Origin of the sequence: Streptomyces sp. NBC_01314 (assembly GCF_041435215.1) — a bacterium.
GTDB lineage: Bacteria > Actinomycetota > Actinomycetes > Streptomycetales > Streptomycetaceae > Streptomyces.
This window is the reverse complement of the sequence record NZ_CP108394.1, coordinates 4,728,152-4,753,883: the sequence shown is the minus strand read 5'-3', so window position 1 is coordinate 4,753,883 and position 25,732 is coordinate 4,728,152. Positions and strand designations below refer to the sequence as shown.

The following is a 25,732-nucleotide window of genomic DNA, read 5'->3' as shown; positions in this document are numbered from 1 at the left end:
CACCGGACCCGCACCCGCCGACGCACGGAACCCCCGAGTTATTGGGCGCCCGGTTCGACCCGCGGAGTGAAAGCCTGGGAGAATGGCGCGGTCGCCCGGGGACCGTACCCGGCGGCCATGGACAACCTTCAGAAAAAGAGGACGTGCCGATCGTGGCTCAGAGCACCGAGACCACCGACTGGGTCTCCCGTTTCGCGGATGAGGTCATCGAGGAGTCGGAGCGTCGGGCCCCGGGCAAAGCGACATCACTCGCTACCGCTCCGGTGGTCGTCGTCGCGTCCGGACTCTCCCCGTCCGGCCCGATCCACCTCGGCAACCTCCGCGAGGTCATGACCCCGCACCTCGTCGCCGACGAGATCCGCCGCCGCGGACACCAGGTCCGGCACCTGATCTCCTGGGACGACTACGACCGCTACCGCAAGGTCCCGAACGGCGTCGACGGCGTCGACGGCTCCTGGGCCGAGCACATCGGCAAGCCGCTCACCGCCGTGCCCGCCCCCGTCGGCTCCGCCCACCCCAACTGGGCCGAGCACTTCAAGGCGGCGATGGTGGACGCGCTCGCCGAGATGGGCGTCGAGTTCGACGGGATCAGCCAGACCGCGCAGTACACCTCCGGTGTGTACCGCGAGCAGATCCTGCACGCCATGAAGCACCGCCGCGACATCGACGCGATCCTCGACCAGTACCGCACCAAGAAGGGCCCGGCGAAGAAGCAGTCGCAGAAGCCGGTCGACGAGGCCGAGCTGGAGGCCGCGGAGGGCTCCGGCGCCGCCGCCGAGGACGACGGCAGCTCCGGCGCCGCCGGGTACTTCCCGTACAAGCCCTACTGCGGGCAGTGCGACAAGGACCTCACCACCGTCACCGCCTACGACGAAGACACCACCGAGCTGACCTACACCTGCACCGCCTGCGGCTTCGCCGAGACCGTCGCGCTGAACGAGTTCAACCGCGGCAAGCTCGTCTGGAAGGTCGACTGGCCGATGCGGTGGGCGTACGAGGGCGTCGTCTTCGAACCGAGCGGGGTCGACCACTCCTCTCCGGGCTCGTCGTTCCAGGTCGGTGGGCAGATCGTCGGGATCTTCGGCGGCGAGCAGCCCATCGGGCCGATGTACGCGTTCGTCGGTATCTCCGGCATGGCCAAGATGTCCTCGTCGAAGGGCGGCGTGCCGACGCCCGCCGACGCGCTGAAGATCATGGAGCCGCAGCTCCTGCGCTGGCTCTACGCCCGCCGCCGGCCCAACCAGTCGTTCAAGATCGCCTTCGACCAGGAGATCCAGCGGCTCTACGACGAGTGGGACAAGCTCGACGCCAAGGTCGCGGACGGGTCGGCCCTGCCGGGCGACGTCGCCGCCCACGCGCGCGCGGTGCGGACCGCCGCCGGTGAGCTGCCGCGCACCCCCCGCCCGATGTCGTACCGGACCCTCGCGTCCGTCGCCGACATCACCGCGGGCGCCGAGGCCCAGACCCTGCGCATCCTCAGCGAACTCGACCCCACCGACCCGCTGTCCTCCCTCGACGAGGTCCGGCCGCGGCTCGACAAGGCCGAGGCCTGGATCAACACGCAGGTCCCCGCCGACCAGCGGACCATCGTGCGCGAGGAGGCCGACGCCGAGCTGCTGAAGTCGCTCGACGAGCCGTCCCGGCAGTCGCTGCGGCTGCTCCTCGACGGGCTCGCCGAGCACTGGTCGCTCGACGGGCTCACGCATCTCGTCTACGGCGTGCCCAAGGTGCAGGCCGGATTCGCGGCGGACGCCACGCCGAAGGAGCTGCCGGCGGAGATCAAGACCGCCCAGCGGTCGTTCTTCGCGCTGCTGTACCACCTGCTTGTGGGGCGTGACACGGGCCCGCGACTGCCCACGCTGCTGCTCGCGGTGGGGCAGGAGCGGGTACGGCTCCTGCTCGGGGAGTAGACCGACCCCGCACGTACGACGATGGGGGCGCCCGGTGAACACCGGGCGCCCCCATCGTCGTACGTGCGCGGGTCACGCGATGTGCTCCTCCTCCAGCTCCGCCGCGTGGCGGTTCTGGAAGCGCAGCACCAGGCGCTTCGCCTCGGCGTCCAGGACGGAGACGCCGTAGGTCATCTCGATGTTGTCGCTGAACTCGCGGGGCGTCGGGTAGCCGCTGCCAGGGGCTATCGACTGCTTGAAGACCTGGTAGTACGACTCCTCGTCCGGGGCGGCGGGTTCGGGGGTGCCGCCGCCGTCGCCCAGCTCACGGGTGCGGCCAGGGCCGGCCGGGATGGGGAAACTGCCGGTCTCCTCCGGGGAGGGTTCCTGGGCCTGGAGCTCGGGGGCCTCGAACTGCTGCTGCTGGTAGCGGGGGTCCCGGGGATCCGGCTCGAACTGCTGGTACTGCTGGTACTGCTGGTACTGGTCCGGGTCCTGCTCCTCGTACCACTCCTCGTACTGCTCCTCGGGGTTGAACGAGGGGTCGTAGCCGCCCTGGTAGGGGACCTCCTGGGGGTGGCGGGCGTGGAGCCAGGGGCTTTCGTCCGGCGCCTGCTCCTGTGCCCCGGCGTACTGCTGCTGGGCGGGGATGTTCTCCAGCTGCGGGCGCTGCTCGCCGGGAGGCGCCGCTCTCTGTGGGACGGGTGCCGCTCCGGCGGCATGATCGCCCGCGCCCGCGCCCGCGGCCGCGTCGGCGGCAGGGAGGGCAGGGCTCGCGACCGAGGAGATCTCCACCGGCGGCAGCAGCGCCGGTTCAATGCCCGCCGCCGCCAGCCCAGCCGGGGCCGTTTCCGCCAGGGGGACGCCGTAGCGGGCCAGGCGGAGGGGCATCAGGGACTCCACCGGGGCCTTTCGGCGCCAGGCTCGGCCGAAGCGGGAGCGGAGGCGGGCCTGGTAGACGAGACGTTCCTGCTCCAGCTTGATGACCTGCTCGTAGGAGCGGAGCTCCCAGAGCTTCATACGGCGCCACAGAAGGAACGTGGGCAGGGGCGAGAGGAGCCAGCGGGTGAGGCGGACGCCTTCCATGTGCTTGTCGGCGGTGATGTCGGCGATGCGGCCGACCGCGTGCCGGGCCGCCTCGACCGAGACGACGAACAGGACCGGGATCACCGAGTGCATGCCGACGCCCAGCGGGTCCGGCCAGGCCGTCGCGCCGTTGAACGCGATCGTCGCCGCCGTCAGCAGCCACGCCGTCTGACGCAGCAGCGGGAAGGGGATGCGGATCCAGGTCAGCAGGAGGTCCAGGGCCAGCAGGACACAGATACCCGCGTCGATGCCGATCGGGAAGACGTAACTGAAGTTCCCGAAGCCCTTCTGGAGGGCCAGCTCCCGTACCGCCGCGTAGGAACCCGCGAAGCCGATCCCGGCGATGATGACGGCGCCGAACACGACCACGCCGATGAGAACGCGGTGCATTCGAGTCAGCTGCATTGGCGCGGTCACCCGTGCTCCCCTCCCCTTGCGTGTTGTTGCGCGCAACAGAGTGGCACATGTGTATGGCGAACGGGTTGCCGGAGGGCGCGGAGCCCGGCCCCCGAGGGGACCGGGCTCCGGCGAAACACCAGGCGGAGGGCGGCTACGACTTGCTCTTCCGGCTGCCGGACCTGGAAGAGCCCGAGTCCGAATCGGTATCCGAGCCGGTGTCCGAGTCGTTGCTCACATCCGCGCCCGAACCACCCGAGGACGACGCCTTCGTCGGCTTCTTCGTCGGCTCCTTGGAGGCGCTCTTCGACGGGGACGCCGAAGCGTCCGTACCGTCGTTCGCGTCCTCGATCGCCTCCACGGCCTCCTTGACGGCGGACTTCGCGGACTTCAGCAGCGCGGCCGTGTCCGGCGTCTTCTCGCCGGCCAGACCGGCCCCGTTGTAGTCGAGCGTGATGACCGCGTTCGCCGTGCGCACCACGATCGTCTGCTGCTTGAAGGTGTCTCCGTCCTTCTTCAGGTCGTACTTGACCACCGTCGCCTGGTCGCCCGTACCCGTCAGCAGCTCCGTCTTGACGTTCTTCGCCCCGTCCACGGCCTTCGCCGCGGTCACCTTCGTCTCGTACGCCTTGGCCGCGCGGTCCTCACCGGGGCCGTTCGCCGCGTTCGAGGCCAGCAGGTGCAGGGACACGCTCAGCCAGCGGTACTGGGAGCCGTCCACACCGTTGTTGTCGAGGCTGATCCAGCGGCAGTCGCCGGTCACGTTCTCCTCGGCCTTGTTGATCGCCTTTCCGGACTTCACACCCTCCGGGACGACCGCCTTCAGCGTCTTGTCGGAGAAGACCTCGCACGCGTCCGGCAGCGACGCGTACTTCCCCGCGACGACCTCCGGTGTGGCACTCTCCGTCGCCGACTGATCCAGCCCCGCCGGGGTCTCGTCACCGGAGGCGCTGTCGGAGCCGGAGTCCGACGAACAGCCGACCGCCATCAGCATCACCGGCACGACCGCGGCGCCCACGAGAACGCGGGTCCGGCCCGGACGCCCGCGACGTCCGGCACGCGCCACCCGCGGCGAACGCGCGACGCGCGGCGATTGATGCTGATCTGTCTCTGCGGCTCGTTGCATGGTTCCTTCGCAATCGGATCGGGTCTCCGAGAGGCCACCGTACGCGGTGAGGAAGAAGTGCGGTCCTGGTTCAGGGGGTTCACGCGGACGCCCGAACCGCCCCCGGGCGCCCCTCAGTCGTCGAACGCCTCGGCCAGCCGCTCCGCCAGATTCCCGGCCCTGTCCTGCATTTCCTCACTGTCCGGCACCACTGTCGTGGTCGCCGGCTGCTCCTCGTACTGCACCGTCACGATCACGTTCGACGTGCGGAAGACCACAGTCACCGTCCGCTGCTTGCTCGTTCCGAGCGCGTCGTCGAGGAAGGCCTCGGCGCCGAGACCGTCGAGCGTGCGGGGCTGGAGGGAGGAGGGGGTGCCGGACGCGGAGGGGGAGGGGGAGGCGGAGCCGGAAGAACCGGAGGAACCGGAGGAACCGGAGGAACCGGAGGGCGATGCCGAGCGGGAGGCGGAGGTCGAGGGGGTCGCCGACGGATCGGCGGTGGTCCCTTCCGGCGTTCCCGGCTCGTCCGTCTCCTCGTCCGTCCCCTCGCTCTCCTCCTCGGAGTCGGTCGGCGTCGGCTCTGGGAGGTCGGCCGCCTCGACCTTGCCGCCGTACACCTCCTGCGCCTTGCTGTCGTCACTGACCGCGTTGTCCCACGACACGAAACGCTCGAAGTCGACGAACAGGTAGTGGGTGCCGTCCGTGGACTCCACCTTCCAGCGGCAGCCGGCCTTGCTGTCCGTGTCGTACGTCTGCGTCGCCTGGCCCTCGTACGCCTGCTTGCGCTGGGTCGCGTCGGGGAGTTGCCTGATGCCGGGGAGGAGGGTGTCGAGGGTGGTGTCGTCGACCGAGCCGCAGGGTTCGGGGAGCGTGTCGTAGCGGCCGGGCTGGGCGACGGTGGCCGACGTGGTGGCCTCGCCCGGCTTGGGGTCTTCGGGCGAACTGCTGTCGTCCGATGCCGTGCACGCGGCCAGCAGTGCCGCGAGGAGCACGGCGACGACGGGTACGTACGCCTTCCGCTGCACGGTGGGGCTCCTCTCGACGGGGTCCCTCGGGACGCCTGCGCTGTCCTGCCTGTGGTTATTCACTTGCCGCCGGGGGGTGACCCCCGGGCACCATGTGTATCGCACGCACTGCCGTGGACGCCGGTCCGGCATCCCTTTTCGCGGACCTTGGCGCCGGTTTTGCGTTTTGAGACTTTCATCTGTTCTTCGGGGGAATGAGGGCGCTATGTCGTATGTCGAGATGCCGGGTGCGAAGGTAACCATCCGCATGTGGACCGATCCCGCGTCGGTCGACGAGGGGGCCCTGCAGCAGCTCCGCAACGTCGCCACCCTCCCCTGGATCAAGGGCCTGGCCGTCATGCCGGACGTCCACTACGGCAAGGGCGCGACGGTCGGGTCCGTCATCGCGATGCGGGGGGCCGTGTGTCCCGCGGCGGTGGGTGTCGACATCGGGTGCGGGATGTCGGCGGTGAAGACCTCGCTGACGGCGAACGACCTGCCGGGGGATCTGTCCCGGCTGCGCTCGAAGATCGAGCAGGCGATTCCGGTGGGGCGGGGGATGCATGACGATCCCGTCGATCCTGGGCAGCTGCACGGCTTCGCCGTCGGGGGGTGGGACGGGTTCTGGGGGCAGTTTGACGGCGTTGCGGAAGCGGTCAAGTTCCGTCGTGATCGGGCAGGGAAGCAGATAGGAACGCTGGGGTCCGGCAACCACTTCGTCGAAGTTTGCACTGATTCGATCGGTTCTGTCTGGCTCATGCTGCACTCCGGCTCCCGGAACATCGGCAAGGAGCTGGCGGACCATCACATCGGCATCGCCCAGAAACTGCCGCACAACCAGGATCTGGTCGACCGCGACCTCGCCGTCTTTGTCGCGGACACCCCGCAGATGGCGGCGTACCGCAACGACCTGTTCTGGGCGCAGGAGTACGCGAAGTACAACCGCTCGATCATGATGGCGCTCCTCAAGGACGTCGTCCGCAGGGAGTTCAAGAAGGCGAAGCCGACCTTCGAGCCCGAGATCAGCGCTCACCACAACTACGTGGCGGAGGAGCGCTACGACGGCATGGACCTCCTGGTCACCCGTAAGGGCGCGATCCGCGCGGGCTCCGGCGAGTACGGGATCATCCCGGGCTCGATGGGCACCGGTTCGTACATCGTGAAGGGGCTCGGGAACGAGAAGGCCTTCAACTCGGCGTCGCACGGCGCCGGTCGGCGCATGAGCCGGACGGCGGCGAAGCGCCGCTTCTCGACGAAGGACCTGGAGGAGCAGACGCGGGGCGTGGAGTGCCGCAAGGACTCCGGCGTCGTGGACGAGATTCCGGGCGCCTACAAGCCGATCGAGCAGGTCATCGACCAGCAGCGGGACCTGGTGCAGGTGGTGGCGAAGCTGAAGCAGGTCGTGTGCGTGAAGGGCTGACGCACGACGCCCCCGTGGAAACCGGGGGCGAGCCGTGGCGGTGGCTCAGCCGTCCTGCCTGCCAGGCTCCCACCCGGGGCACCGTGCAAAGCTGCTGTCCATGGTCATCGCCCGCTCCGCCGCCCTGTTCGTGCTTGCCGCGCTGTTCGAGATCGGCGGGGCGTGGCTGGTGTGGCAGGGGGTGCGGGAGCACCGGGGGTGGGTGTGGATCGGGGCGGGGGTCGTGGCGCTCGGGGCGTACGGATTCGTCGCGACGTTCCAGCCGGACGCGCACTTCGGGCGGATCCTCGCCGCGTACGGTGGGATCTTCGTCGCCGGGTCGATCGCCTGGGGGATGGTCGCGGACGGCTACCGGCCCGACCGCTGGGACGTGTCGGGCGCGCTGCTCTGCCTCGCGGGCATGGCGGTGATCATGTACGCGCCGCGCGGTGGGTGACCGATGTGACCGATGTGGTGGCCGCCGCTGTGACGGACAGGGGCCGCCGCTCTACGACGGCTGGGCCAGTTCCTCCGGCAGCAGGCCGAGCTGGTTCAGGAAGTCCAGCTGGTCGAAGTAGAGCCGGTAGCTGGTGATCTGCCCGTCCCGGACGGTGGCGAAGTCCACGCCGCGCATGCTGATGTTTTTTTGGGTCGCGGGGATCGACGTCCCGTCGGGGAACGCCAGCGGGCCGGTGTTCCTGCCGCTGAAGATTCCCTCGTCGATGGCGGTGTCGCCGACCTCGAACGAGGCGAGTGACTCGTACCTGGCCTCGGGCATGGCGTCCGTCATCTGCCGCCAGTACTCGGCGATGTCGTCCCGGCCGTGGAGCTCGCCGCCGTCGGGGGTGTGGGCGACCGCGTCCTCCGCGAAGAGGTTCGCGACGGTCTTGGGGTCCTGGTGTGTGGTGAGCGCCTCGGTGAGCTGGTCCATCAGCTCGCGCGCCTGTCCCATGATCCACCTCCTGTGCAGGGGATCACCCGTCTCATTGTCTCACCGCCCGCCTATCCTGGCCGGACAGAGACCGACGTTCGATCCCGTATCGCCTCAGGAGCAGCTCATGGCCACCGCCGCACCGTCCGCCGCCTCCCGCATCGCCGTCGTCACCGGTGCGAGCGGCGGGATCGGCGCCGCCACGGCCCGGCAGCTCGCCGCCGCGGGGTACCGCGTGGTGCTGACCGCGCGCCGCAAGGACCGTATCGAGGCGCTGGCCGAGGAGATCAACGACGGCGGTGGGCAGGCCACCGCGTACCCCCTGGACGTCACGGACCGCGCGGCGGTCGACGAGTTCGCGACCGCGTTCAAGAAGATCGGTGTGCTGGTCAACAATGCGGGCGGTGCGCTCGGCGCCGACCCGGTCGCGACCGGCGACCCGGCCGACTGGCGCACGATGTACGAGGTGAACGTCATCGGCACGCTCAACATCACCCAGGCCCTGCTGCCCGCGTTGACCGCGAGCGGTGACGGCACGGTGGTCGTGGTGTCGTCGACGGCCGGGCACGGCACGTACGAGGGCGGGGCGGGCTATGTCGCCGCCAAGCACGGCACGCACGTCCTCGCCGAGACGCTGCGGCTGGAGATCGTCGGCACGCCGGTCCGGGTCATCGAGATCGCGCCCGGCATGGTGAAGACGGACGAGTTCGCCCTGACCCGCTTCGGCGGCGACGCGGAGAAGGCGGCGAGCGTCTACGACGGCGTCGCGGAGCCCCTGACCGCCGACGACGTCGCCGGCACGATCACCTGGGCGGTCACCCGGCCCAGCCACGTCAATGTCGACCTCCTCGTCCTGCGCCCCCGCGCCCAGGCCTCCAACACCAAGGTCCATCGGGAGCTGTGATGGCGCCCGAGGACGGCCCGGCGCCCGAGGGCGACCTGACACCCGAGGGCGACCTGACACTTGAGAAGCGTCGGCTCGCCGAGGAGCGGAAGAACGAGCGGTATGTGTGGTGGTACCTCGCCTACTTCCTCTTCGGCATCCACATCGTGGCCTTCGTGATGATCTACGCGGTCATGCACGCGAAGTAGGCGATGACGGGACCACCGCCGCGGCGGCCGATGCCGCTTCCGCGTACGCCGTGGGCGGCACCCCCACCGTCGCCGTGAAGTCGCGGACGAGGTGGGCCTGGTCGGCGTAGCCGAGGTCGGCGGCGAGGGCGGCCCAGTCGATGGCCCGGTCGGTCTCGGCGCGTTCCAGGGCCTCGTGGATGCGGTAGCGGAGGATGACCCACTTGGGGCCGACGCCGACGTACGCGGAGAACAGGCGCTGCAGGAGTCGTACGGACACGCCCTCGGCGCGGGCGAAGTCGGTGACGCGGCGGATCGTGCGGTCGGTGCGGATGCGGTCGACGAGGGCCATGGCGAGGTCCGCCTGGGGGTCGGGGTCCGGGGCGATCCCGGTCAGGAACGCGTCGAGGGCGGCGACGCGGGCGTCCTCGTCGTCGGGGGCGAGGATCACGGCAGGGTCCGTGTCGCGGAAGGCCTCGGGGAACGCCTCGGGCTGTCGTACGCGGCGGCCGGTCCAGTGGGTCGCGGGGTGGGACGGGGTGAAGGGGCGGAAGCCGCCGGGGCGGAACTGGATGCCGCAGACCCGGCCCGCGCCCTCCAGTTTCTGGGTGAAGAGGCCGAGGCCGATGCCGGAGATCTCGACGAAGGGCTCCTGCCCCTCGTACCGCTGGAAGACGACGTTCACCGACGGGTGCGGGACGACCTGGGAGACGTACGGCTCGGGCAGGTCCCAGTCGATCAGCCAGTAGTGCTCCAGGTGCGGGCGGAGCGGTTCGGCGGGCTCGCGGCGTCGGAAGCGGACGCGGGCGAAGAGCTCCGGGGCGTCGACGATGCCTCGGGTGTCGCGGCGTGGGGCGGCCATGAGGAGATCGTAGGGACGACCACTGACATTGATACTCGTAAGCGGGTTCCGGTGGTCGTGGCTCTGCCACTGACTGACAGCGGAGGAATAGTGGCGAAGGGGGAGCCGTTCACGGGTATAGTTGAATCGTGAACAACCTGGGAGGGTGGCAGCGATGATGCAGTTCGGGATCTTCAGCGTCGGAGACGTGACGCCGGACCCCACCACGGGCCGGACGCCGACCGAGCGCGAGCGCATCAAGTCGATGGTCGCGATCGCGCTGAAGGCGGAGGAGGTCGGGCTCGACGTCTTCGCCACCGGTGAGCACCACAACCCGCCGTTCGTGCCGTCGTCGCCCACGACGATGCTCGGTTACGTCGCCGCGCGGACCGAGAAGCTGATCCTCTCCACCTCCACCACCCTCATCACCACCAACGACCCGGTGAAGATCGCCGAGGACTTCGCGATGCTCCAGCATCTGGCCGACGGTCGGGTGGACCTGATGATGGGGCGCGGCAACACCGGGCCCGTCTACCCGTGGTTCGGGCAGGACATCCGGCAGGGCATCAACCTCGCCGTGGAGAACTACGCGCTGCTGCGCCGCCTGTGGCGCGAGGACGTCGTGAACTGGGAGGGAAAGTTCCGCTCGCCGCTCCAGGGGTTCACCTCCACGCCCCGCCCGCTGGACGACGTACCGCCGTTCGTCTGGCACGGCTCCATCCGCTCGCCCGAGATCGCCGAGCAGGCCGCGTACTACGGTGACGGCTTCTTCCACAACAACATCTTCTGGCCGGCCGACCACACCAAGCGGATGGTCGAGCTGTACCGGCAGCGGTACGCGCACTACGGACACGGCACGCCCGAGCAGGCGATCGTGGGGCTCGGCGGGCATGTGTTCATGCGGAAGAACTCGCAGGACGCGGTCCGGGACTTCCGGCCGTACTTCGACGTCGCGCCGGTGTACGGCAACGGGCCGTCCCTGGAGGACTTCGCCGACCAGACGCCGCTGACCGTCGGGTCGCCGCAGCAGGTGATCGAGAAGACGCTGGCGTTCCGGGAGTACGCCGGTGACTACCAGCGGCAGCTGTTCCTCGTCGACCACGCGGGGCTGCCCCTGAAGACCGTCCTGGAGCAGCTCGACATGCTCGGCGAGGAGGTCGTGCCGGTGCTGCGCGAGGAGTTCGCGAAGGGGAGGCCGGCGGATGTGCCGGACGCGCCGACCCACGGGTCGCTGCTGGCCGGGGCGGACAAGGGCACGAAGGCGCACGCGGAGAAGAAGGAGAGCGTGGCATGAGGCTGGTCGTCGTCTCGGCGGGGCTGAGTGTGCCGTCGTCCACGCGGTTGCTGGGGGACCGGCTGGCCGCGGCGGTGGTCGGGCACGACGCCTCGGTGGAGGTCCAGGTCGTCGAACTGCGGGACCTGGCCGTGGAGATCGCCCACAACCTCACCAACGGGTTCCCGGGCCGCAAGCTCGCCGCCGCGTTGGACACGGTGGCGGGGGCCGATGGACTGGTCGTCGTGACGCCGGTGTTCTCGGCGTCGTACAGCGGGCTCCTCAAGTCCTTCTTCGACGTGCTCGATCGGGACGCGCTGGCCGGGAAGCCGGTGCTGGTCGCCGCCACCGGGGGGTCGGCTCGGCATTCGCTGGTGCTGGAGCATGCGATGCGGCCGCTGTTCGCGTACCTGCGGGCCGTGGTGGTGCCTACGGGGGTTTATGCCGCGTCCGAGGACTGGGGTGCGGAAGGGCTGGCCGGGCGGATCGAGCGGGCGGCCTCGGAGTTGGCCGGGTTGATGGGCGGGCTGTCCCGGAGGGGGGCCGCCGCGCCGGTCGAGCCCGAGGGGTTCGAGCCCGAGGGGCCCGAGAGGTTCGAGCCCGAGGGGTTCGTCGTCGTTCCCTTCGCGGAGCAGTTGGCGGCGTTGAAGAGCTGAGTCTCGCCGTTGGGGACGTTGAAGGGCTGGGTTTCGCAGTTGGGGGTGCGGAGGGCGTCAGGCCGCGGGTTGTTTGTGGTCGCTCGCGCCCGCGCGGCGGAGCCGCACAGATGACAGTCCCGCGCCCCTGAACAGAGCCGGGGCTGCCCTCTTCCCCGCGCGCACCCGGTGCCGCAGCCAGGACTTCGCCCTCGTCGATCCCCGTTCCCAGGTGCGGTGGAGCCTTGTCTCGCGCAGTTCCGCGAACAGGTGCTCGTACCTGGTGACGATCGGGGCCGCGTCGTAGCGGTGGGCGCTCGCCAGGGCCGCCCGGCCCATGGCGCGGCGGAGGTCCGGGTCGGCGGTGAGGTCGAGGATGGCCTCGGCGAGGGCGTGGGGGTCGTCGACGGGGACGAGGCGGCCGTCGGTGCCGTCGGTGATGATCTCGGCGGGGCCGAGCGGGCAGTTGGTGCTGACGACCGGAACCCCGCAGCGCATGGCCTCCACGAGGGTCATGCCGAAGGACTCGGCATCCGAGGCGCTGACGACGATCGAGGCGCGTGCGAACTCCTCCTCGATGGGGGTGTGCGAGCCCATCAGATGCGCGCGTTCGGTGAGCCGGAGGTCCTCGATGAGGGTTTCCAGACGGTCCTTCTGCTTGCCGCCGCCGTAGATGCGCAGCTGCCAGTCCGGTTCCTTCTCGGCGACCTTCGCGAACGCCTCCAGAAGGAGGTCGAAGCGTTTACCGCGGGCGAGCCGGCCGGCGGCCGCGATGACGGGGGCCGTGCCGTCCGACGGGGCGACCCCTGCCACCGGGACGATGTTGGGCACCGACATCACCCGTACGCCCGGCAGATTCATCCGCGCGTGGTACACCGCCGCGTCCGCCTCCGTGGTCGTGACGAGCGCGTCCAGGGCGCGGTAGTGGCGGGCGAGGACCTTGCGGAGCTGTTTGGTGTGGGCGTCGTGGCGCAGGTGTTCCTGCCCGATGCGCAGGGCGCGATGGGGGGCGAAGCGGGACACGTAGACGTTGATCCCGGGGCGGGTGCCGATGACGACGTCCGCGCCGCAGCGGGTCAGATAGGCGCGGACCCGGAGGTCGGTGAGGCGGCTGTACTGGCGGTGCCGCTTGTCCTCCGCGGGGAAGTCCGTGGCGGGCTGCACCTGAGCCGGATCGCGCAGGTCGGGGCTGTACGGGCGGATGTCCACCAGGGGGACGAGCGTGACCCGCGGGTCGACCGTGAAGCGTGGTTCGTCCAGGTGGCGGGCCATGGAGGCGATCTCCACGTCGTGGTGGTCCGCGAGCGCCGACGCCAGGTTCAGCGTCGTACGGACGGTGCCGCCGATGGCGTACACGTTGTGCAGCAGGAACACGATCTTCATGCGGCGGCTCAAGGCTCTACCTTCCCGACAGCGTGAGCGGTGCGGTGACACGGTGATGCAGTTGTGCGGTGCGGACATGGGTGACGCGGGTGGCGTGAGATTGTCCGATGATGCGGTTACTGATGATGGTTTGGCTGGTTCGGATGTTTCGAACCCTTTGTACTCCATCTGCTCGCTCTGGCCGGGTTCCCGTGCGGGCGGGTGTCACACGGACACGCTGCGCCGGAGCGGTAAGCCCGGCGCGCGGTCGGGGTGAGAGGCCGGTAAGAAGGGCGCCCCGGCGCTCCTGACGTGGTGGTGGGCGTCCGTGACCTTGGCAGACTGGTGGGGTGCCCCAGAACGTGCTGCTCGCCGAGGATGACCGCGCCATCCGCCATGCCCTGGAACGTGCGCTGACCCTGGAGGGGTACGAGGTCACGGCGGTCGCCGACGGCGTCGAGGCGCTCGCCCAGGCGCACCGCACCCAGCCCGACGTGCTCGTGCTCGACGTGATGATGCCCGGCATAGACGGCCTCCAGGTCTGCCGGGTGCTGCGCGCGGAGGGCGACCGGACGCCGATCCTGATGCTCACCGCGCTCGTGGAGACCGCCGACCGGATCGCCGGCCTCGACGCCGGCGCGGACGACTACGTCGTCAAACCGTTCGATGTGGAGGAGGTGTTCGCGCGGTTGCGCGCGCTGCTGCGGCGGACGGGCAACCCGGACGGTTTCGCGAAGCCGCTGCCGGCGTCGGCCGGCACGACGGCCTCCGCCGCCGGGGCCGCGGCCCCGGACGCCGACGGACTGCTCACGGCCGCCGGGCTGCGGATGGACGTACAGGCGCGCCGGGCGTGGCGCGGGGCGCGGGAACTGGAGCTGACCCGGACCGAGTTCGACCTCCTCGAACTCCTCGTCCGCAACGCGGGCATCGTGCTCGACCACGCGACGATCTACGACCGCATCTGGGGCTACGACTTCGGGCCGGGCTCCAAGAACCTCGCCGTCTACGTCGGTTATCTGCGCCGCAAGCTCGACGAGCCGGGGGCGCCGGCGCTGATCCACACCGTGCGGGGTGTGGGATACGCGCTGCGGGAAGACTGAGGGGCGGCGCCCGGTGCCGTCCCGTCCCGTCCGGGCGCTGTCCCGCCTGCTCTCCCGGCTGCGGCCGGTTCCCTCGCTGCGGGCGACCTTCACCGTGTCGTTCGTGGCGGTGGCGTGCGTCGTCACCGTCCTCGTCGGGATCCTCAGCTACAGCGCGGCGGCGCGGCTGGTGCGGGTCGACGAGCAGACCGTGTTCGCCGAGGTCGTGCGTGATCTGCGGGAGCTGGTCGAGCAGGACGCGCTGACGCCGGAGGACTTCGCGCCGAGCGGCAGCGGCGGCCCGCGCGACGACCTGATCCGCTCCGGCCGTACGGACGTCCAGGTGCTCGGCCCGCACGGGGAGATCCTCGAGAAGGGCGCCCCCGGCCTGCCCGTCCGCGATGCGGACCGCCGTACGGCCGACGCGGCCCTGGCCGGGGTGATGGTCGAGCACGGCGAGGTCGAGGTCGGTGACGACCGCTACCGGGTGGTGACCGTCGCGCTCGGCAGGGGCCGGGGTGCCGTGCAGGTCGCCCAGGAGTTCAGCGACACGGAGGATCTGCTGAGGGAGCTGCAGCAGCGGACCCTGCTGTTCGTGTCCGGCATCGTCATCTCGGCCGGGTTGTTCGGGTGGTGGCTGGCCCGGCGGCAGACCCGGCGGCTGGTGCAGTTGGCGGGAGCGGCGGAGGACGTGGCACGGACCGGGCATCTGGGCATCCAGGTGCCGGTCGCGGGCCGGGACGAGGTGGGTCGGCTGGGGCGTTCCTTCGACCGCATGCTGGTCCGGCTGGCCCAGTCCGAGGAGGACCAGCGGCGGCTGGTCCAGGACGCCGGCCACGAACTCCGCACCCCCCTCACCTCCCTCCGGACGAACATCTCCCTGCTCCGGCGCATCGACGAGCTGCCGCCCCGGATACGTGCGGAACTCGTCGACGACCTCTCCCAGGAGGCCCTCGAACTGACCGACCTGGTCAACGAGTTGGTCGACCTCGCGGCCGGGCAGTCCAGCACCGAGCCCGTGCAGCGGGTCGAACTGGCCGACCTCGCGGAGGAGGTCGCGGGGACCGCCCGCCGCCGCACCGGTCGCGAGGTTCTCGTACGCGTGGCCGGCGACACGACCGTCGAGGGGCGGGCCGGGGCCCTCCAGCGGGCCATCTCCAACCTGGTGGAGAACGCGGCGAAGTTCGACCGCGCCGGGTCGGGGGCGATCGTGGTCGTCGTGGCGCGGGGTTCGGCGGGGGGTCTGGGAGAGCTGGGCCGACTGGAGGAGCTGGGTGATCCGGCCGGGTCGGAAGGCATGGGGGGCTTCGGTGAACCGGGGGGCGCGCGTGCACCGGGTGCGGGCTCGGACGTCGTCCGCGTCGAGGTCCTCGACCGGGGCCCCGGCGTCCCCGACTGCGATCTCGAACGCATCTTCGACCGCTTCTATCGCGCCCCGGACGCCCGCAGTCTGCCCGGGTCAGGGCTCGGGCTGTCGATCGTACGAGCGGTGGCGGCGGCGCACGGCGGGGCCCCGTTCGCGTTCCGGCGGGAGGGCGGGGGGCTGGTCACGGGGTTCACGGTGCGCGGTGTGGACGGGGTGTCGGGGGGCCGGGGGTCCGGCCGGTGAACGGCAATCGGTAACCGGCAATCGGTAGCCAGCACTCAGTAACCGGTAACCGGTAACCGGCACATTCTCCGTCAGTGGGTGGGTCGGGTCGCTCCCGCGCTCCAGCGGCCGAGTACCGGTTCGCTGAGCGTGCGGGCGGTCCGGCAGAGGGTCTGGCCGTGGCGTTCGAAGAGTTCGTCGCGGTCGTCGAAGTGGCCGAGGTCGGCGACCACGTGGGCGGAGAGGTCGCAGGCGGTGCCGGGGGCCGTCCCGCAGGTGTCCCACTGGACGCCGGTACGCGCGATCGCGTCGAAGAGGGTCTCGCCGCCCCTGTTGGCGAAGCCGTCACCGTCGGGGGCGGGGGCGTCGAAGAGTTCACCGATCGGGACCCACGCGCCGCTGATCCTGAACTCCGGCCAGGCCAGCAGGACCTGGTCCGGCACGAACGGCTTCAGCCGCGGGAAGCGCGGATACCAGAACGTCCCGTCCACCAGCAGCCCCCGCACCCGCGTCCGTACCCGTACGGCACGGGCGACCGCCTCCAGTGCCGCCATCCGCTGACTGCACGAGCCGCGCCTCAGCCGCAGCGTCCGCGACACACGCCGGAGGTCCTCGACCGAGTACACCGGGCGTACGTCACGCGCGATGATCCGGTGCGCGGTCCGCAGCGCGTCGCGCGGCGTCGCCTCGCTCGACACCCGGCGCGCGAGGGCCCCGACCAGCGGGTCGTCGTGGTCCAGGATCGCGGTGGCCCGGGTGGACCCGACCACACCGGCAGGCTCCCGGGCCGGCACCCGGGCCCGTTTGGCCTGCGCGTTGTACGACATGAGCAACCGACTGGTCATGGCAGTTCCGTCCCCGTACCCGTTCTGTTTCCCGCTCCCCGCGGGAGGGCCGCCCGTCCCCTACGGGCGTCCTCCGCCCATCATCACACGGCGTCCCGGCCGGGCCGGGGGCGACTCAGGGTGAGGGTCGGGCCGGGGCTGCGGGGGCTCGGCGACGCGCTTTCGTAGTACTTCCAGCGACCCCATTGCGGCGGTGCGAACACGCCGACTACGGTCATTCCTGCGCTCACGGAGAGTGCTCACCTGATTACTCACGCGCATTCTGCCTGCATCTCGCCCCGCACTCGGACCCAGCCCCGGACTCAGCCCCGTACTCAACCTCGTACGCAGACCCACTTCGCCGCTCATCCGCAGACCGTCCGCCGTTCTTCCGTAAACCCGTCCGTAAGTCCGTCCGTAAGTCCGTACGTAAGCCCGTCCGCAGCCTCCGCAGTTGCCCAGCCGTTCGCGGCCGACCGTAATCCACCCCTGAGTACCGCCAGTTGAGAGCGCGCCCCGGGCCGTCGACACCCGAGGAGGAGCCACCGACGCGGTGGGGAGCCGAGCAATCCCTCTTCGTCGCAACGGAGTTGATCACCCATGACCGAAACTGCCCACCGCCTCCCCGCCCCAATCCCCAGCGCCACCCCCTGGTTCTCGCCCGCGGCGACGACGTACACCCTCTTCTGTCCGCCCCTCGACACCTCCCCGCACATCGCCCGGGACTTCGTCGCCACGGTCCTGCGGGCCCTCGGCCTCGACACCCTCGTCGACGCGGCCGCCCTGTGCACATCCGAACTGGTCACGAACGCCTGTGTGCACGCCAAGGGTGGAGGATCGGTTCTCCGGCTGGCGGTGGAGACCTGGCGGGTCAGGGTGATCGTCTACGACGGTGACGAGAACCCGCCGGTCATGCGGGAGTTGACCCCGGGCGGGTGGGAGGAGGGCGGGCGCGGCCTCTACCTCGTGGACGCCCTCACCGAGGGCCACTGGGGAACCGTCGCCGTCCGGGACGGCGGCGGCCTCTTCCACCCCGACGGCAAGGCGGTGTGGTTCGTCCTGGCGGCGTCGAGCGGATCCCTGTCGAGGTGACGGTGGCGCGCCTGCCTCTCGCGTGAAACCCGTTTGTGTCCGGTGGCTCCCGCGGCTTACATGCCGGGGGGATCCAGTGGGGCGACCGGAAGGTGACTTGTGCGGAACAGGGCCGAATTCATCGCGGATGTGTACTCCCTCGGTGGCGGGGCGTGGGACATGGTGCCCGTCGCCCGGGGCGCGCTGGGACAGATCTGGAGGCTGTCGGCCGGGGGTGCGGGCGCGGGGGCTTGGGCGGTGAAGGAGTTGCTGTTCGGGTGCGACGAGGGGCAGGTGGGGCGGGAGGCCGCGGTCCGGAACGCGGCCGAGGAGCTGGGGATTACGGCACCACGGCTCTTCGTGAACCGTGACGGGGCGTATGTGTCGCGGCTGCCGGAGTCGATGGGCGGGTCGTTCGTGAAGGTGTACGACTGGGTCGACGGGACCGAGGCGGATCCGGCCGATCCGGAGCTTCTGGGGTGGTGCGGGCGGACCCTCGCTCTTCTGCACCGGGCCGGGGAGGGGACGAAGGAGAAGCCGAACGACTGGTACGAGCGGTGTCCCGGCGAGGACGACTGGGCGGAGTTGTGTGAGGGGGTCCGCAGGGCCGGGTTGCCGTGGGCGGACGCGCTGGATCGGTTCGTCGCCACCTCGGCGGTGGAGTTGGCGCGGTACGTCACTCCGTCCGGGGGTGATGACGTGGTGATCTCCCATCTCGACATGCGGCCGCAGAACGTGCTGGTGGACCGGTCCGGGCCGGTCCTCCTCGACTGGGACAACGCCGGGCCCGTATCGGCGGAGCGCGAACTCGCCCACGCCGTCCATGTGTGGGCCGGTGCTGACGACTTCAGTGCTGAATCCGCCCGGAGGCTGGTGCGTGGCTACGTGGATGCCGGCGGGCGCGCGGTCATCAAGGGGGTGGAGTCGTTCTCCATGCTCTTCGCGACTGACCTGAACTACGTGCGGGTGCAGGCCGAGTGCGCGATCGACCCGAACGTGACCGAGTCGCAGCGGGAGTTCGCGAGCGGGCAGGTCGTGGGCATGCTGGGGAAGCTGCCGGACCCCGCGGCCGTCTCCCGGCTGGTGGAGGCGCTGGCACCCGAGTGGTGACGCCTCCATGAGCCACCGAGGGAGGACCCGTTCAGGTCGGGGGAGGGGGCCCGTTCGTATCGCGGGAGGGCCCGTCCATGTCGTGGGTCGGCCCGTTCAGGTTCGGTCGATGTGCACGTTCGTGGACTTCACCCGGGCCGTGGCCTCCATGCCGACCTCCAGGCCCAGTTCCTCCACGGCCTCCCGGGTGAGCAGGGAGACCAGGCGGTGCGGGCCCGCCTGGATCTCGACCTGGGCCGCCACGTCACCGAGTTTCACGGCGGTGACGATGCCGGGAAAGGCGTTGCGGGCCGACGTGTACGGGGCTTCGGCCTCGTCGGTGGTGTCCGAGGCCAGCTCCACGGAGAAGGCCGCGAGGTCCGTCCCGTCGATGAGCCGGCGCCCGTTCTCGTCGCGCCGTGTCGCCACCCGGCCCGCGTCCGCCCATCGCCGCGCGGTGTCGGGGCTGACCCCGAGCAGCCGAGCGGCCTGACCGATTGTGTAGGACTGCATGAACGCCAAGATATGTGCCGCCGGGCGCCCCTTTGGTGCCCGTGGGTTCACGAACACGCGGACTCACTGGGTAGCACTCACCTGACCAGGGGATATGGCGTTGGGGCCGTGGCTCACCGCAGTGTGGTGACGAACTTCCCCAGTCGGGCGATCCCCTCGCGCAGCTCGTCCGCGGAGGCCGCGTAGGAGAGGCGGACGTGGGTGTCGGCGGTCTGCGTGCCGAAGTCCCGGCCGGGCGTGAGCGCGACATGCGCCTCCCGCAGGGCCCGCTCGCAGAACTGCCAGGACGTGAGGCCGGTCCCGCTGACGTCGAAGTAGACGTAGAACGCCCCGTCGGGCGGCACCGGGACCGGCAGCCCGATCCGCGCCAGCCCGTCCAGGACGAGCGCGCGCCGCTCACCGAACTCCACCCGGCGGGCCTCGCAGACCGCCAGGGACTCGGGGGTGAAACAGGCGAGGGCGGCGTGCTGGGCGGGGGCCGAGGCGCAGAGGAAGTAGTTCTGGGCGAGGCGTTCCAGGGCCGGTACGAGGGGTTCGGGGACGACGCACCAGCCGAGCCGCCAGCCGGTCATCCCGAAGTACTTCGAGAAGCTGTTGATGACGACGGCCCCGGGGTCGTACGACAGCGCGCTGCGCGGCGGCCGGCCCCGCTCGTCATGGTCGCCGAGGTCGAGGTAGATCTCGTCGACGAGGCGCCACGCGTCACGCTCGCGGGCGAGGTCGCAGAGGGCGGCCAGCTCGTCGGCGGGGACCGAGGTACCCGTGGGGTTGGAGGGGGTGGCGACCATGAGCCCGCGCGTACGGTCCGTCCAGTGCGCCCGCACGGTCGCCGCGTCCAGCTGGAACCGGCTCGCGGCGGTGGTGGGGACGAGGGTGACGTCGGCGCCGAAGCTTTCGACGATCTGCCGGTTGCACGGGTAGGAGGGGTCGCCGATGAGTACCTCGTCACCGGGGTCGACGAGCGCGGCGGTGGCCAGCACCAGCGCGGCCGACGCGCCGGCCGTGACGACGATCCGGCCCGGATCGACCTCGACGTCGTGCCGCTCGCCGTAGAACCCCGCGATGGCTTCCCGCAGGGCCGGCAGCCCGAGCGCCGCCGTGTACGTCATCGGCCGCCCGTCCATGACGTCGCGCATCGCGTCCACGACGGCCGGGGGAGCGCCGAAGTCCGGTTCCCCGAGGCTGAGTTTGACGACGTCGTGGCCCTGGGCGGTCAGTGAGGCGGCCTGCTTGGCGAACTCCATGGCGTAGAAGGGGGCGACGGCCCGGGCACGCCGCGAGATGCGCACGCCGCCCGAGCCGCCCGAGCCGTCCGTCCCGTCCGTACTGCTCATCCCGCCCATGCCGCTCGCGCTGCTCACGTCGTTGACGTCGTTGACGTCGTTGACGTCGTTCACGTTGCTCATGACGCTCATGCTGCGGCCCGGAGGGGGCTCGGGGCCAGTGGCGGCCGGGAGGTGGACGAGCGGGCCGGCGCCCTTATGACGTGAGTGCCCCCGCCACCAGCCCCGCCGCCCTTGCCACCAGCGGGTTGTCCGTGGGGCCTTCGGGGGCGTACTTGGTCGACAGGACGGACAGGACGAGGGGCGGGCGCCGGGGTGGCCAGACGACGCCGACGTCGTTGGCGACCCCGTACGGCGCTCCGCCGCCGGTCTTGTCCGCAAGCGTCCAGTCGGCGGGGAGACCCGCGCGGAAGCGCTGGACGTTGGTCGTGTTGGCGATCAGCCAGCCGGTCAGCAGTTCCCGGTCCGCGTCCGGCAGGGCCCGGCCGAGGATGAGTCGCGCGTAGGTCCCGCCGATCGCCCGAGGGGTGGTGGTGTCGGTCTCCCGCCACGGTTCCGCCGAGTTCAGCTCGGGCTCCCAGCGGTCGAGCCGGGTCGTCCGGTCGCCGAGCGAGCGGCAGAAGCGGGTGATCGCGGTCGGTCCGCCCAGCTCGCGCAGGAGCAGGTTGGCCGCCCCGTTGTCGCTGTGCGAGACGGTGGCGGCGCACAGCTCCCCGACGGTCAGGCCGGCCGCGACGTTCTCGTCCGTGCCCGTGACGGGGCAGTAGCCCGCCGCCGTGACGTACTCCTTCGTGTAGTGGATCCGCTTGGCGAGGTACGCGCCGTCGCGGTCCAGGTCCCGTAAGACCGCCCCCGCGGCGAGCGTCTTGAACACCGAGCAGACGGGGAACCGCTCGTCCGCCCGGTATGCCACCGTGCGCCCCGTGGCCGTGTCGTGGGCGAGGATCCCCAGCCGCGCGGAGTACTCCCGCTCCAGCTCGCCCAGTTGCCGGGAGAGCCCCGCGTCGCCGGGAGCCGAAGCGTGCGCCGTGCCGGCACCGAGAGTGCCGAGGGCGCCGAGGGTGCCGACCGTGCCCAAGCCGCCGAGGCCGAGCACCGCGCGACGGCGAGGGTGTGATCCCGTGGTTTCCAAGGTCGTCTCCACATCTGGTCGTGATCTCTGTCCGACTCCGGAGACGCCACTACCGCGAGACCGGTTTCCCCTTCACAGCAGCGCGGGCGCGTGGAACGTCCCGAGGCCCGTGCCGAGGTCACGGTCCAGCCAGTAGCGGCGGGGCTCGGCGAGCATCACGTCGACGCTGACCGTGAGGAGGCCGGGGATCTCGGCGAGTTCGTGGTCGATGAAGGCCGCCAGGGCGGAGCGGTCGGTGACCAGGCCGGTGGCGAGGACGGACATGTCGCTGGCCACGTGGGCGACGAGGCGGGTCTGCGGGAGCCGGTCGATACGGCGCATGACGTCGGGGGTCTCGCCGGGGGCGACCCGCAGCCGGAGGATGAACGGCGTCTGGAAGCCCAGCCACTCCGACACGATCTCCAGCCGGGGCCGGACCCAGCGTTCGTCCAGGACCCGGCGGACGACGCGGTGCGCGGTGGAGGTGGCCAGCCCCGCGCCGCGTCCGATGCTCGCGGAGGAGGCCCGGCCGTCCAGGATCAGCTGGGCGACGACGGTGCGTTCGACCTCGCTGAGGGGCTTGGCGGGGGGCATCGCGGTCGCGGTCGCGGTGCCCTCCAGCCGCCCGCCGGTGAGGCTCAACAGCTCGGCCCGCTCGGTGTCGGCCAGGAACTGCGGGTCCCAGGTGATGCCCCGGCGCAGCGTGCTGAGCGCGGGCAGCGCGTTGACGCGGCGCACGCCGGGGACGGAGAACATCCGGTCGATCGCCTCGCTGGTGGCCGCTTCGGAGGGGGCGTGCACGACGGCGTAGAGCGGGTAGTCGCCGGAGATCTGCGCCAGGAGCTGGAGGTGGGGCAGGCCCCGGAGCCGGTCGAGGACGGCCAGCGGGGTCTCGCCGGTGATGTCCAGGAAGACGTGCACCGGCATCGCCGTGGAGTGCATGCCCCAGTCGGCCTGCCCGATGACGCGGATCATTCGGGCCTCGTGCAGCCGGTCGTAGCGGCGTTTGAGGGTGCCGGCGTCGGCGGACAGGATCCCGCCGATGTCGTCCCAGGTCGCCCGGGGCGCCAGGTGCAGTGCCCCGATGAGGCGCCGGTCGAGCTCGTCGAGGAGAGGGCGGGTCATGCTGCCCCACCTTAGATCCACCCCACCTCGAATCCACCCCGCCCCAGCATGCCGATTAATCCCGCCGTTACGTCTGAAGGCTAGGAAATCTCTCACAGCCCTGCCATGGTGTGCAGGAACATCCCTCTCCAGTGTGTGAAGAGGTACCGATGAGCGCCACCTCCGCCCAGCCACAGCCGCCCGACCCGACGGATTCGCCCGACCCGGCCGATTCGCCTGCCCCGATCGGTTCGCTTGCCCCGACCGGTTCGCCTGCCCCGATCGGTTCGCCTGCCCCGACGGATTCGGCCGAGCCCCGGTCGAAGGCCCTGCGCGCCGCGTTCCGGGGTTTCGCGGCGATAGAGAACGTCGGCAACAAACTCCCCCACCCCTTCTGGCTGTTCTGGATCCTCGCGGCCGTCGTCGCCGTCCTCAGCGCCGTACTGGCGGCGGCCGGGGTCGGTGCCGTGCACCCCGGGACGGGCGAGAGGATCAAGGTGCTGTCCCTGCTCAGCAGGGACGGGGTCACCATGGCTGTGGAGGGGGCGGTCGAGAACTACGCCGCCTTCCCGCCCCTGGCCACCATCCTCACCGTCATGTTCGGCATCGCCGTCGCCGAGCGCAGCGGCCTCTTCTCCGCACTCCTGCGCCGCATGGTCGCGCGGGTCCCCGGCCGGTATCTGACCTTCGCGCTGTCGATGACGGCCATGGTCAGCCATGTCGCCGGCGACGCCGCGTACGTCACCCTCATCCCGCTCGGCGCCCTCGTCTACCGCGCGGCGGGCCGCAGCCCGGTCCTCGGCTGCATCGTCGCGTACGTCTCCATCTCGGCCGGCTACGACGCCTCGCCGTCCCTCACCACCACCGACGTCCTGCTGTCGTCGATCTCGACCGCCGCCGCCCGCACCATCGACGCCGATCACGTCGTCACCCCGGTCGCCAACTACTTCTTCGGGCTCGCCTCGTCGGTCCTCGTGGCCCTGGTGATCACCCTCGTCGTCGACAAGGTCCTCGCCCGCCGCCCCGACCTGGAGCCCGACGAACCCGTCACCGCGCTGAGCGCCGACGAACTGAAGGCGATCGAGGTCACCCCGCGCCAGCGCCGCGCCCTGCGCACGACCGGGCTGGTCGCGCTCGGCTGTCTCGCGCTCCTGGCCGCCGCCATGGTCCCCACGTCCTCACCGCTGCGCGGCGAGCACGGCGGCATCGTCGACTCCACGCTCATCGGCGGGATGGCACTCGTCCTCGGCGTGTTCTTCGCCGTCCTCGGCACCGTCTACGGCCGGATGACCGGCACCTTCTCCGCCGCCCGCGACATCATCACCGCGATGGCCGACGGCGCCCGGTCGATGGCGCCGATCCTCGTCCTGTTCTTCGCGATCTCCCAGTTCCTCGCCTACTTCAAGTGGACGAACATCGGCAACGTCCTCGCCGTCTCCGGCGCGGAGACGCTGCGCGACCTCAAGCTCGACGGCTGGACCGTGCTGGTCGGCATCGCCGTACTGATCACGCTGATGAACCTCCTCATCACCAGCGGATCCGCGCTCTGGGCCCTGGCCGCACCCGTGTTCATCCCCATGCTGATGCTCATCGGCATCGAGCCCGCGACCACCCAGGCCGTCTACCGCGTCGCCGACTCCGTCACCAACTGCGTCACCCCGATGAGCCCGTACTTCGTGATGGCTCTGGGCTTCGTCCAGCAGCACCGGAAGTCCGCCGGCATCGGCACCCTCGCCTCCTTCACGATCCCGATCGCCGCCGTCGTCTGGGTCGTCTGGATCACGTTCTTCGTGGCCTGGTACCTGCTGGGCCTCCCCTTCGGCATCAACTGACCCGCCGACCAGGGCAATCGAGAAAACCGAGAAAGCAGACCATGACCGCATCGCACACCGCACCCACCCCCGCCGCCCTGACCGCCCGCGCCCAGGACGTCACGGCGGAGATCGTCGCCGACATCCTGACGCTCGTCCGCCACGAGACCAGCAGCTACGACCTGCCCGCCCTCGCGGCCGGCCTGGACGTCCTGCGCGAGGTGACCATCACCCGCCTCGGCCCGCCCGACCACGAACACCGCCACCCCGGCGGGGCGTACGGGGACACGCTGACCCTGACGTACACGGGCACCGGCGGCGGTACCGGGCACGTCGCCCTCGTGGGCCACTACGACACGGTGTGGCCGACCGGCACGCTGGCCGGCTGGGAGCAGCCGGAGCCGACGGACGAGGACGGGCGTGCGCGGCTGAGCGGGCCGGGCATCTTCGACATGAAGACCGGCCTGGCGCAAGGGATCTGGGCCCTGAAGCTGGCCAGAGAGAGCGGCGCCCCCGTCCCCACGGTCACGTTCCTCTTCAACGGCGACGAGGAGATCGGCTCCCTCGCCTCCCGCCCGGTGATCGAGGAGACCGCCAGGAAGGCCGACGCGACGCTGGTGCTGGAGCCGACCGCGCACGGCGCGGTGAAGACCGCCCGCAAGGGCACCGGGATCTTCAAGGTCACGGCCACCGGCGTCGAGGCGCACGCCGGGCTGGCGCCGCAGGACGGGGCGAGCGCGATCCTGGCGCTGTCCGAGTTCGTGATCGCCGCAGCGGCCGTCGCCGCCCCCGAGCGGGGTACGACGGTCAACACCGGCCTCGTCAGCGGCGGTTCGGCGGTCAATGTGGTCGCGGGATCGGCCACCGCCGGCATCGACATCAGGGTCGCAAGCGAGGCCGAACAGGCCCGAGTGGACGCCGAGTTCGCTGCCATCGAGGTCACCGACCCCCGCGTACGCATCGAGGTCGACCACGACTGGAACCGTCCCCCGATGACCCTCAACGCCGCTTCCGCCCCTCTCCTCGACCTCGCCCGCGAGGTCACCCGCGCCCAGGGCCGCGACGAGTTGCCCACCGCCGCCGTCGGCGGCGCCAGCGACGCCAACTTCATCGCCGCCCTCGGCCTGCCCGTCCTCTGCGGCATGGGCGCGGTGGGCGACGGCGCGCACGCCCAGGGCGAGTACATCCACCCCGACACGGTCCCCGCCCAGACGGCCCTGGTCGCCGGGCTGCTGAGCCGCCTGATCCGGCCGCTGCGCGACTGACC

General features: G+C 70.9%; 24 protein-coding genes. 13 read left to right on the top strand and 11 right to left on the bottom strand.

What is annotated here, in order from left to right; translation table 11 throughout:
- Positions 1-143: 143 nt before the first annotated feature.
- Entirely contained in the window at positions 144-1,910 is a 1,767-nt protein-coding gene (gene lysS, locus OG622_RS20885; RefSeq protein ID WP_371578029.1) for a lysine--tRNA ligase, read from the top strand.
- A 72-nt stretch (positions 1,911-1,982) separates the two neighbouring features.
- On the opposite strand, the gene OG622_RS20880 is transcribed toward lysS, so the two are convergent.
- From OG622_RS20880 to OG622_RS20870, 3 genes are all read right to left on the bottom strand, one after another.
- Positions 1,983-3,392: a DUF2637 domain-containing protein gene (locus OG622_RS20880; RefSeq protein WP_371578028.1), complete on the bottom strand. Its 1,410-nt coding sequence runs from the start codon at positions 3,390-3,392 to the stop codon at positions 1,983-1,985.
- A 133-nt stretch (positions 3,393-3,525) separates the two neighbouring features.
- Positions 3,526-4,497, bottom strand: coding sequence for a hypothetical protein (locus OG622_RS20875; protein WP_371578026.1), 972 nt, complete (start codon positions 4,495-4,497; stop codon positions 3,526-3,528).
- Between the two features lie 113 nt (positions 4,498-4,610).
- Entirely contained in the window at positions 4,611-5,501 is an 891-nt protein-coding gene (locus OG622_RS20870; protein WP_371578024.1) for a DUF3558 domain-containing protein, read from the bottom strand.
- A gap of 205 nt (positions 5,502-5,706) precedes the next feature.
- Between OG622_RS20870 and OG622_RS20865 the strand changes: the two genes are divergently transcribed.
- Both OG622_RS20865 and OG622_RS20860 read left to right on the top strand, forming a co-directional pair.
- On the top strand, positions 5,707-6,900 hold the full coding sequence (locus OG622_RS20865; protein ID WP_371578023.1) for an RtcB family protein: 1,194 nt from the start codon (positions 5,707-5,709) through the stop codon (positions 6,898-6,900).
- Positions 6,901-7,000: 100 nt separating this feature from the next.
- Positions 7,001-7,336 (top strand): YnfA family protein, encoded by a 336-nt coding sequence (locus tag OG622_RS20860; protein ID WP_371578021.1) that lies wholly within the window; start codon positions 7,001-7,003, stop codon positions 7,334-7,336.
- A 51-nt stretch (positions 7,337-7,387) separates the two neighbouring features.
- On the opposite strand, the gene OG622_RS20855 is transcribed toward OG622_RS20860, so the two are convergent.
- Positions 7,388-7,831, bottom strand: coding sequence for an ester cyclase (locus OG622_RS20855; protein ID WP_371578020.1), 444 nt, complete (start codon positions 7,829-7,831; stop codon positions 7,388-7,390).
- Positions 7,832-7,937: 106 nt separating this feature from the next.
- Between OG622_RS20855 and OG622_RS20850 the strand changes: the two genes are divergently transcribed.
- Positions 7,938-8,714 carry an SDR family NAD(P)-dependent oxidoreductase gene (locus tag OG622_RS20850; RefSeq protein WP_371578018.1) on the top strand — a complete coding sequence of 259 codons (777 nt, stop codon included), beginning with the start codon at positions 7,938-7,940 and terminating at the stop codon, positions 8,712-8,714.
- Entirely contained in the window at positions 8,714-8,902 is a 189-nt protein-coding gene (locus tag OG622_RS20845; protein WP_371578017.1) for a hypothetical protein, read from the top strand. Before OG622_RS20850 ends, OG622_RS20845 begins: the two co-directional genes overlap by 1 nt.
- Here OG622_RS20845 and OG622_RS20840 read toward each other — a convergent pair.
- Positions 8,886-9,743 (bottom strand): DUF6597 domain-containing transcriptional factor, encoded by an 858-nt coding sequence (locus tag OG622_RS20840; RefSeq protein ID WP_371578016.1) that lies wholly within the window; start codon positions 9,741-9,743, stop codon positions 8,886-8,888. The two genes, OG622_RS20845 and OG622_RS20840, sit on opposite strands and share 17 nt — an antisense overlap.
- A 157-nt stretch (positions 9,744-9,900) precedes the next feature.
- Here OG622_RS20840 and OG622_RS20835 point away from each other — a divergent pair, with 157 nt between their 5' ends.
- Both OG622_RS20835 and OG622_RS20830 read left to right on the top strand, forming a co-directional pair.
- Positions 9,901-11,016 carry an LLM class flavin-dependent oxidoreductase gene (locus OG622_RS20835; RefSeq protein ID WP_371584163.1) on the top strand — a complete coding sequence of 372 codons (1,116 nt, stop codon included), beginning with the start codon at positions 9,901-9,903 and terminating at the stop codon, positions 11,014-11,016.
- Positions 11,013-11,651 carry an FMN reductase gene (locus OG622_RS20830; RefSeq protein ID WP_371578014.1) on the top strand — a complete coding sequence of 213 codons (639 nt, stop codon included), beginning with the start codon at positions 11,013-11,015 and terminating at the stop codon, positions 11,649-11,651. Before OG622_RS20835 ends, OG622_RS20830 begins: the two co-directional genes overlap by 4 nt.
- A 57-nt stretch (positions 11,652-11,708) precedes the next feature.
- Here OG622_RS20830 and OG622_RS20825 read toward each other — a convergent pair whose 3' ends face one another.
- Complete coding sequence (locus OG622_RS20825) at positions 11,709-13,013, bottom strand: glycosyltransferase family 4 protein (protein WP_371584162.1); 1,305 nt, start codon at positions 13,011-13,013, stop codon at positions 11,709-11,711.
- 329 nt (positions 13,014-13,342) lie between these two features.
- On the opposite strand from OG622_RS20825, the gene OG622_RS20820 reads away from it, so the two are divergent.
- The gene (locus OG622_RS20820; protein ID WP_371578012.1) at positions 13,343-14,092 is read left to right on the top strand and encodes a response regulator transcription factor; all 750 of its coding nucleotides are present in this window, start codon (positions 13,343-13,345) and stop codon (positions 14,090-14,092) included.
- Positions 14,093-14,105: 13 nt separating this feature from the next.
- Positions 14,106-15,680 (top strand): ATP-binding protein, encoded by a 1,575-nt coding sequence (locus tag OG622_RS20815; protein WP_371578010.1) that lies wholly within the window; start codon positions 14,106-14,108, stop codon positions 15,678-15,680.
- A 71-nt stretch (positions 15,681-15,751) separates the two neighbouring features.
- On the opposite strand, the gene OG622_RS20810 is transcribed toward OG622_RS20815, so the two are convergent.
- On the bottom strand, positions 15,752-16,504 hold the full coding sequence (locus OG622_RS20810) for a transglutaminase domain-containing protein (RefSeq protein ID WP_371578008.1): 753 nt from the start codon (positions 16,502-16,504) through the stop codon (positions 15,752-15,754).
- Positions 16,505-17,083: 579 nt separating this feature from the next.
- On the opposite strand from OG622_RS20810, the gene OG622_RS20805 reads away from it, so the two are divergent.
- Together OG622_RS20805 and OG622_RS20800 are read left to right on the top strand one after the other, a co-directional pair.
- On the top strand, positions 17,084-17,575 hold the full coding sequence (locus OG622_RS20805) for an ATP-binding protein (RefSeq protein ID WP_371578006.1): 492 nt from the start codon (positions 17,084-17,086) through the stop codon (positions 17,573-17,575).
- 99 nt (positions 17,576-17,674) lie between these two features.
- Positions 17,675-18,664, top strand: coding sequence for a phosphotransferase enzyme family protein (locus OG622_RS20800; protein ID WP_371578005.1), 990 nt, complete (start codon positions 17,675-17,677; stop codon positions 18,662-18,664).
- A gap of 96 nt (positions 18,665-18,760) precedes the next feature.
- On the opposite strand, the gene OG622_RS20795 is transcribed toward OG622_RS20800, so the two are convergent.
- From OG622_RS20795 to OG622_RS20780, 4 genes are all read right to left on the bottom strand, one after another.
- Positions 18,761-19,156: a molybdopterin-binding protein gene (locus OG622_RS20795; protein ID WP_371578004.1), complete on the bottom strand. Its 396-nt coding sequence runs from the start codon at positions 19,154-19,156 to the stop codon at positions 18,761-18,763.
- Positions 19,157-19,269: 113 nt separating this feature from the next.
- Complete coding sequence (locus OG622_RS20790; protein ID WP_371584161.1) at positions 19,270-20,445, bottom strand: pyridoxal phosphate-dependent aminotransferase; 1,176 nt, start codon at positions 20,443-20,445, stop codon at positions 19,270-19,272.
- A 190-nt stretch (positions 20,446-20,635) separates the two neighbouring features.
- Complete coding sequence (gene bla, locus OG622_RS20785; protein ID WP_371584160.1) at positions 20,636-21,535, bottom strand: class A beta-lactamase; 900 nt, start codon at positions 21,533-21,535, stop codon at positions 20,636-20,638.
- A gap of 108 nt (positions 21,536-21,643) precedes the next feature.
- Positions 21,644-22,675: an Lrp/AsnC family transcriptional regulator gene (locus OG622_RS20780; protein WP_371578003.1), complete on the bottom strand. Its 1,032-nt coding sequence runs from the start codon at positions 22,673-22,675 to the stop codon at positions 21,644-21,646.
- Between the two features lie 149 nt (positions 22,676-22,824).
- Here OG622_RS20780 and OG622_RS20775 point away from each other — a divergent pair, with 149 nt between their 5' ends.
- Both OG622_RS20775 and OG622_RS20770 read left to right on the top strand, forming a co-directional pair.
- Complete coding sequence (locus OG622_RS20775) at positions 22,825-24,486, top strand: AbgT family transporter (RefSeq protein ID WP_371578000.1); 1,662 nt, start codon at positions 22,825-22,827, stop codon at positions 24,484-24,486.
- 41 nt (positions 24,487-24,527) lie between these two features.
- Entirely contained in the window at positions 24,528-25,730 is a 1,203-nt protein-coding gene (locus tag OG622_RS20770; RefSeq protein WP_371577999.1) for a M20 family metallopeptidase, read from the top strand.
- Positions 25,731-25,732: the final 2 nt, after the last annotated feature.

What these genes read in the sequence shown, in the direction of transcription:
- OG622_RS20875 (WP_371578026.1), bottom strand. Translation starts at nt 4,497, where the DNA reads ATGCAACGAGCCGCAGAGACAGATCAGCATCAATCGCCGCGCGTCGCG.
- OG622_RS20865 (WP_371578023.1), top strand. Translation starts at nt 5,707, where the DNA reads ATGTCGTATGTCGAGATGCCGGGTGCGAAGGTAACCATCCGCATGTGG.
- OG622_RS20860 (WP_371578021.1), top strand. Translation starts at nt 7,001, where the DNA reads ATGGTCATCGCCCGCTCCGCCGCCCTGTTCGTGCTTGCCGCGCTGTTC.
- OG622_RS20855 (WP_371578020.1), bottom strand. Translation starts at nt 7,831, where the DNA reads ATGGGACAGGCGCGCGAGCTGATGGACCAGCTCACCGAGGCGCTCACC.
- OG622_RS20850 (WP_371578018.1), top strand. Translation starts at nt 7,938, where the DNA reads ATGGCCACCGCCGCACCGTCCGCCGCCTCCCGCATCGCCGTCGTCACC.
- OG622_RS20845 (WP_371578017.1), top strand. Translation starts at nt 8,714, where the DNA reads ATGGCGCCCGAGGACGGCCCGGCGCCCGAGGGCGACCTGACACCCGAG.
- OG622_RS20840 (WP_371578016.1), bottom strand. Translation starts at nt 9,743, where the DNA reads ATGGCCGCCCCACGCCGCGACACCCGAGGCATCGTCGACGCCCCGGAG.
- OG622_RS20835 (WP_371584163.1), top strand. Translation starts at nt 9,901, where the DNA reads ATGCAGTTCGGGATCTTCAGCGTCGGAGACGTGACGCCGGACCCCACC.
- OG622_RS20830 (WP_371578014.1), top strand. Translation starts at nt 11,013, where the DNA reads ATGAGGCTGGTCGTCGTCTCGGCGGGGCTGAGTGTGCCGTCGTCCACG.
- OG622_RS20825 (WP_371584162.1), bottom strand. Translation starts at nt 13,013, where the DNA reads ATGAAGATCGTGTTCCTGCTGCACAACGTGTACGCCATCGGCGGCACC.
- OG622_RS20810 (WP_371578008.1), bottom strand. Translation starts at nt 16,504, where the DNA reads ATGACCAGTCGGTTGCTCATGTCGTACAACGCGCAGGCCAAACGGGCC.
- OG622_RS20805 (WP_371578006.1), top strand. Translation starts at nt 17,084, where the DNA reads ATGACCGAAACTGCCCACCGCCTCCCCGCCCCAATCCCCAGCGCCACC.
- OG622_RS20795 (WP_371578004.1), bottom strand. Translation starts at nt 19,156, where the DNA reads ATGCAGTCCTACACAATCGGTCAGGCCGCTCGGCTGCTCGGGGTCAGC.
- OG622_RS20780 (WP_371578003.1), bottom strand. Translation starts at nt 22,675, where the DNA reads ATGACCCGCCCTCTCCTCGACGAGCTCGACCGGCGCCTCATCGGGGCA.
- OG622_RS20775 (WP_371578000.1), top strand. Translation starts at nt 22,825, where the DNA reads ATGAGCGCCACCTCCGCCCAGCCACAGCCGCCCGACCCGACGGATTCG.
- OG622_RS20770 (WP_371577999.1), top strand. Translation starts at nt 24,528, where the DNA reads ATGACCGCATCGCACACCGCACCCACCCCCGCCGCCCTGACCGCCCGC.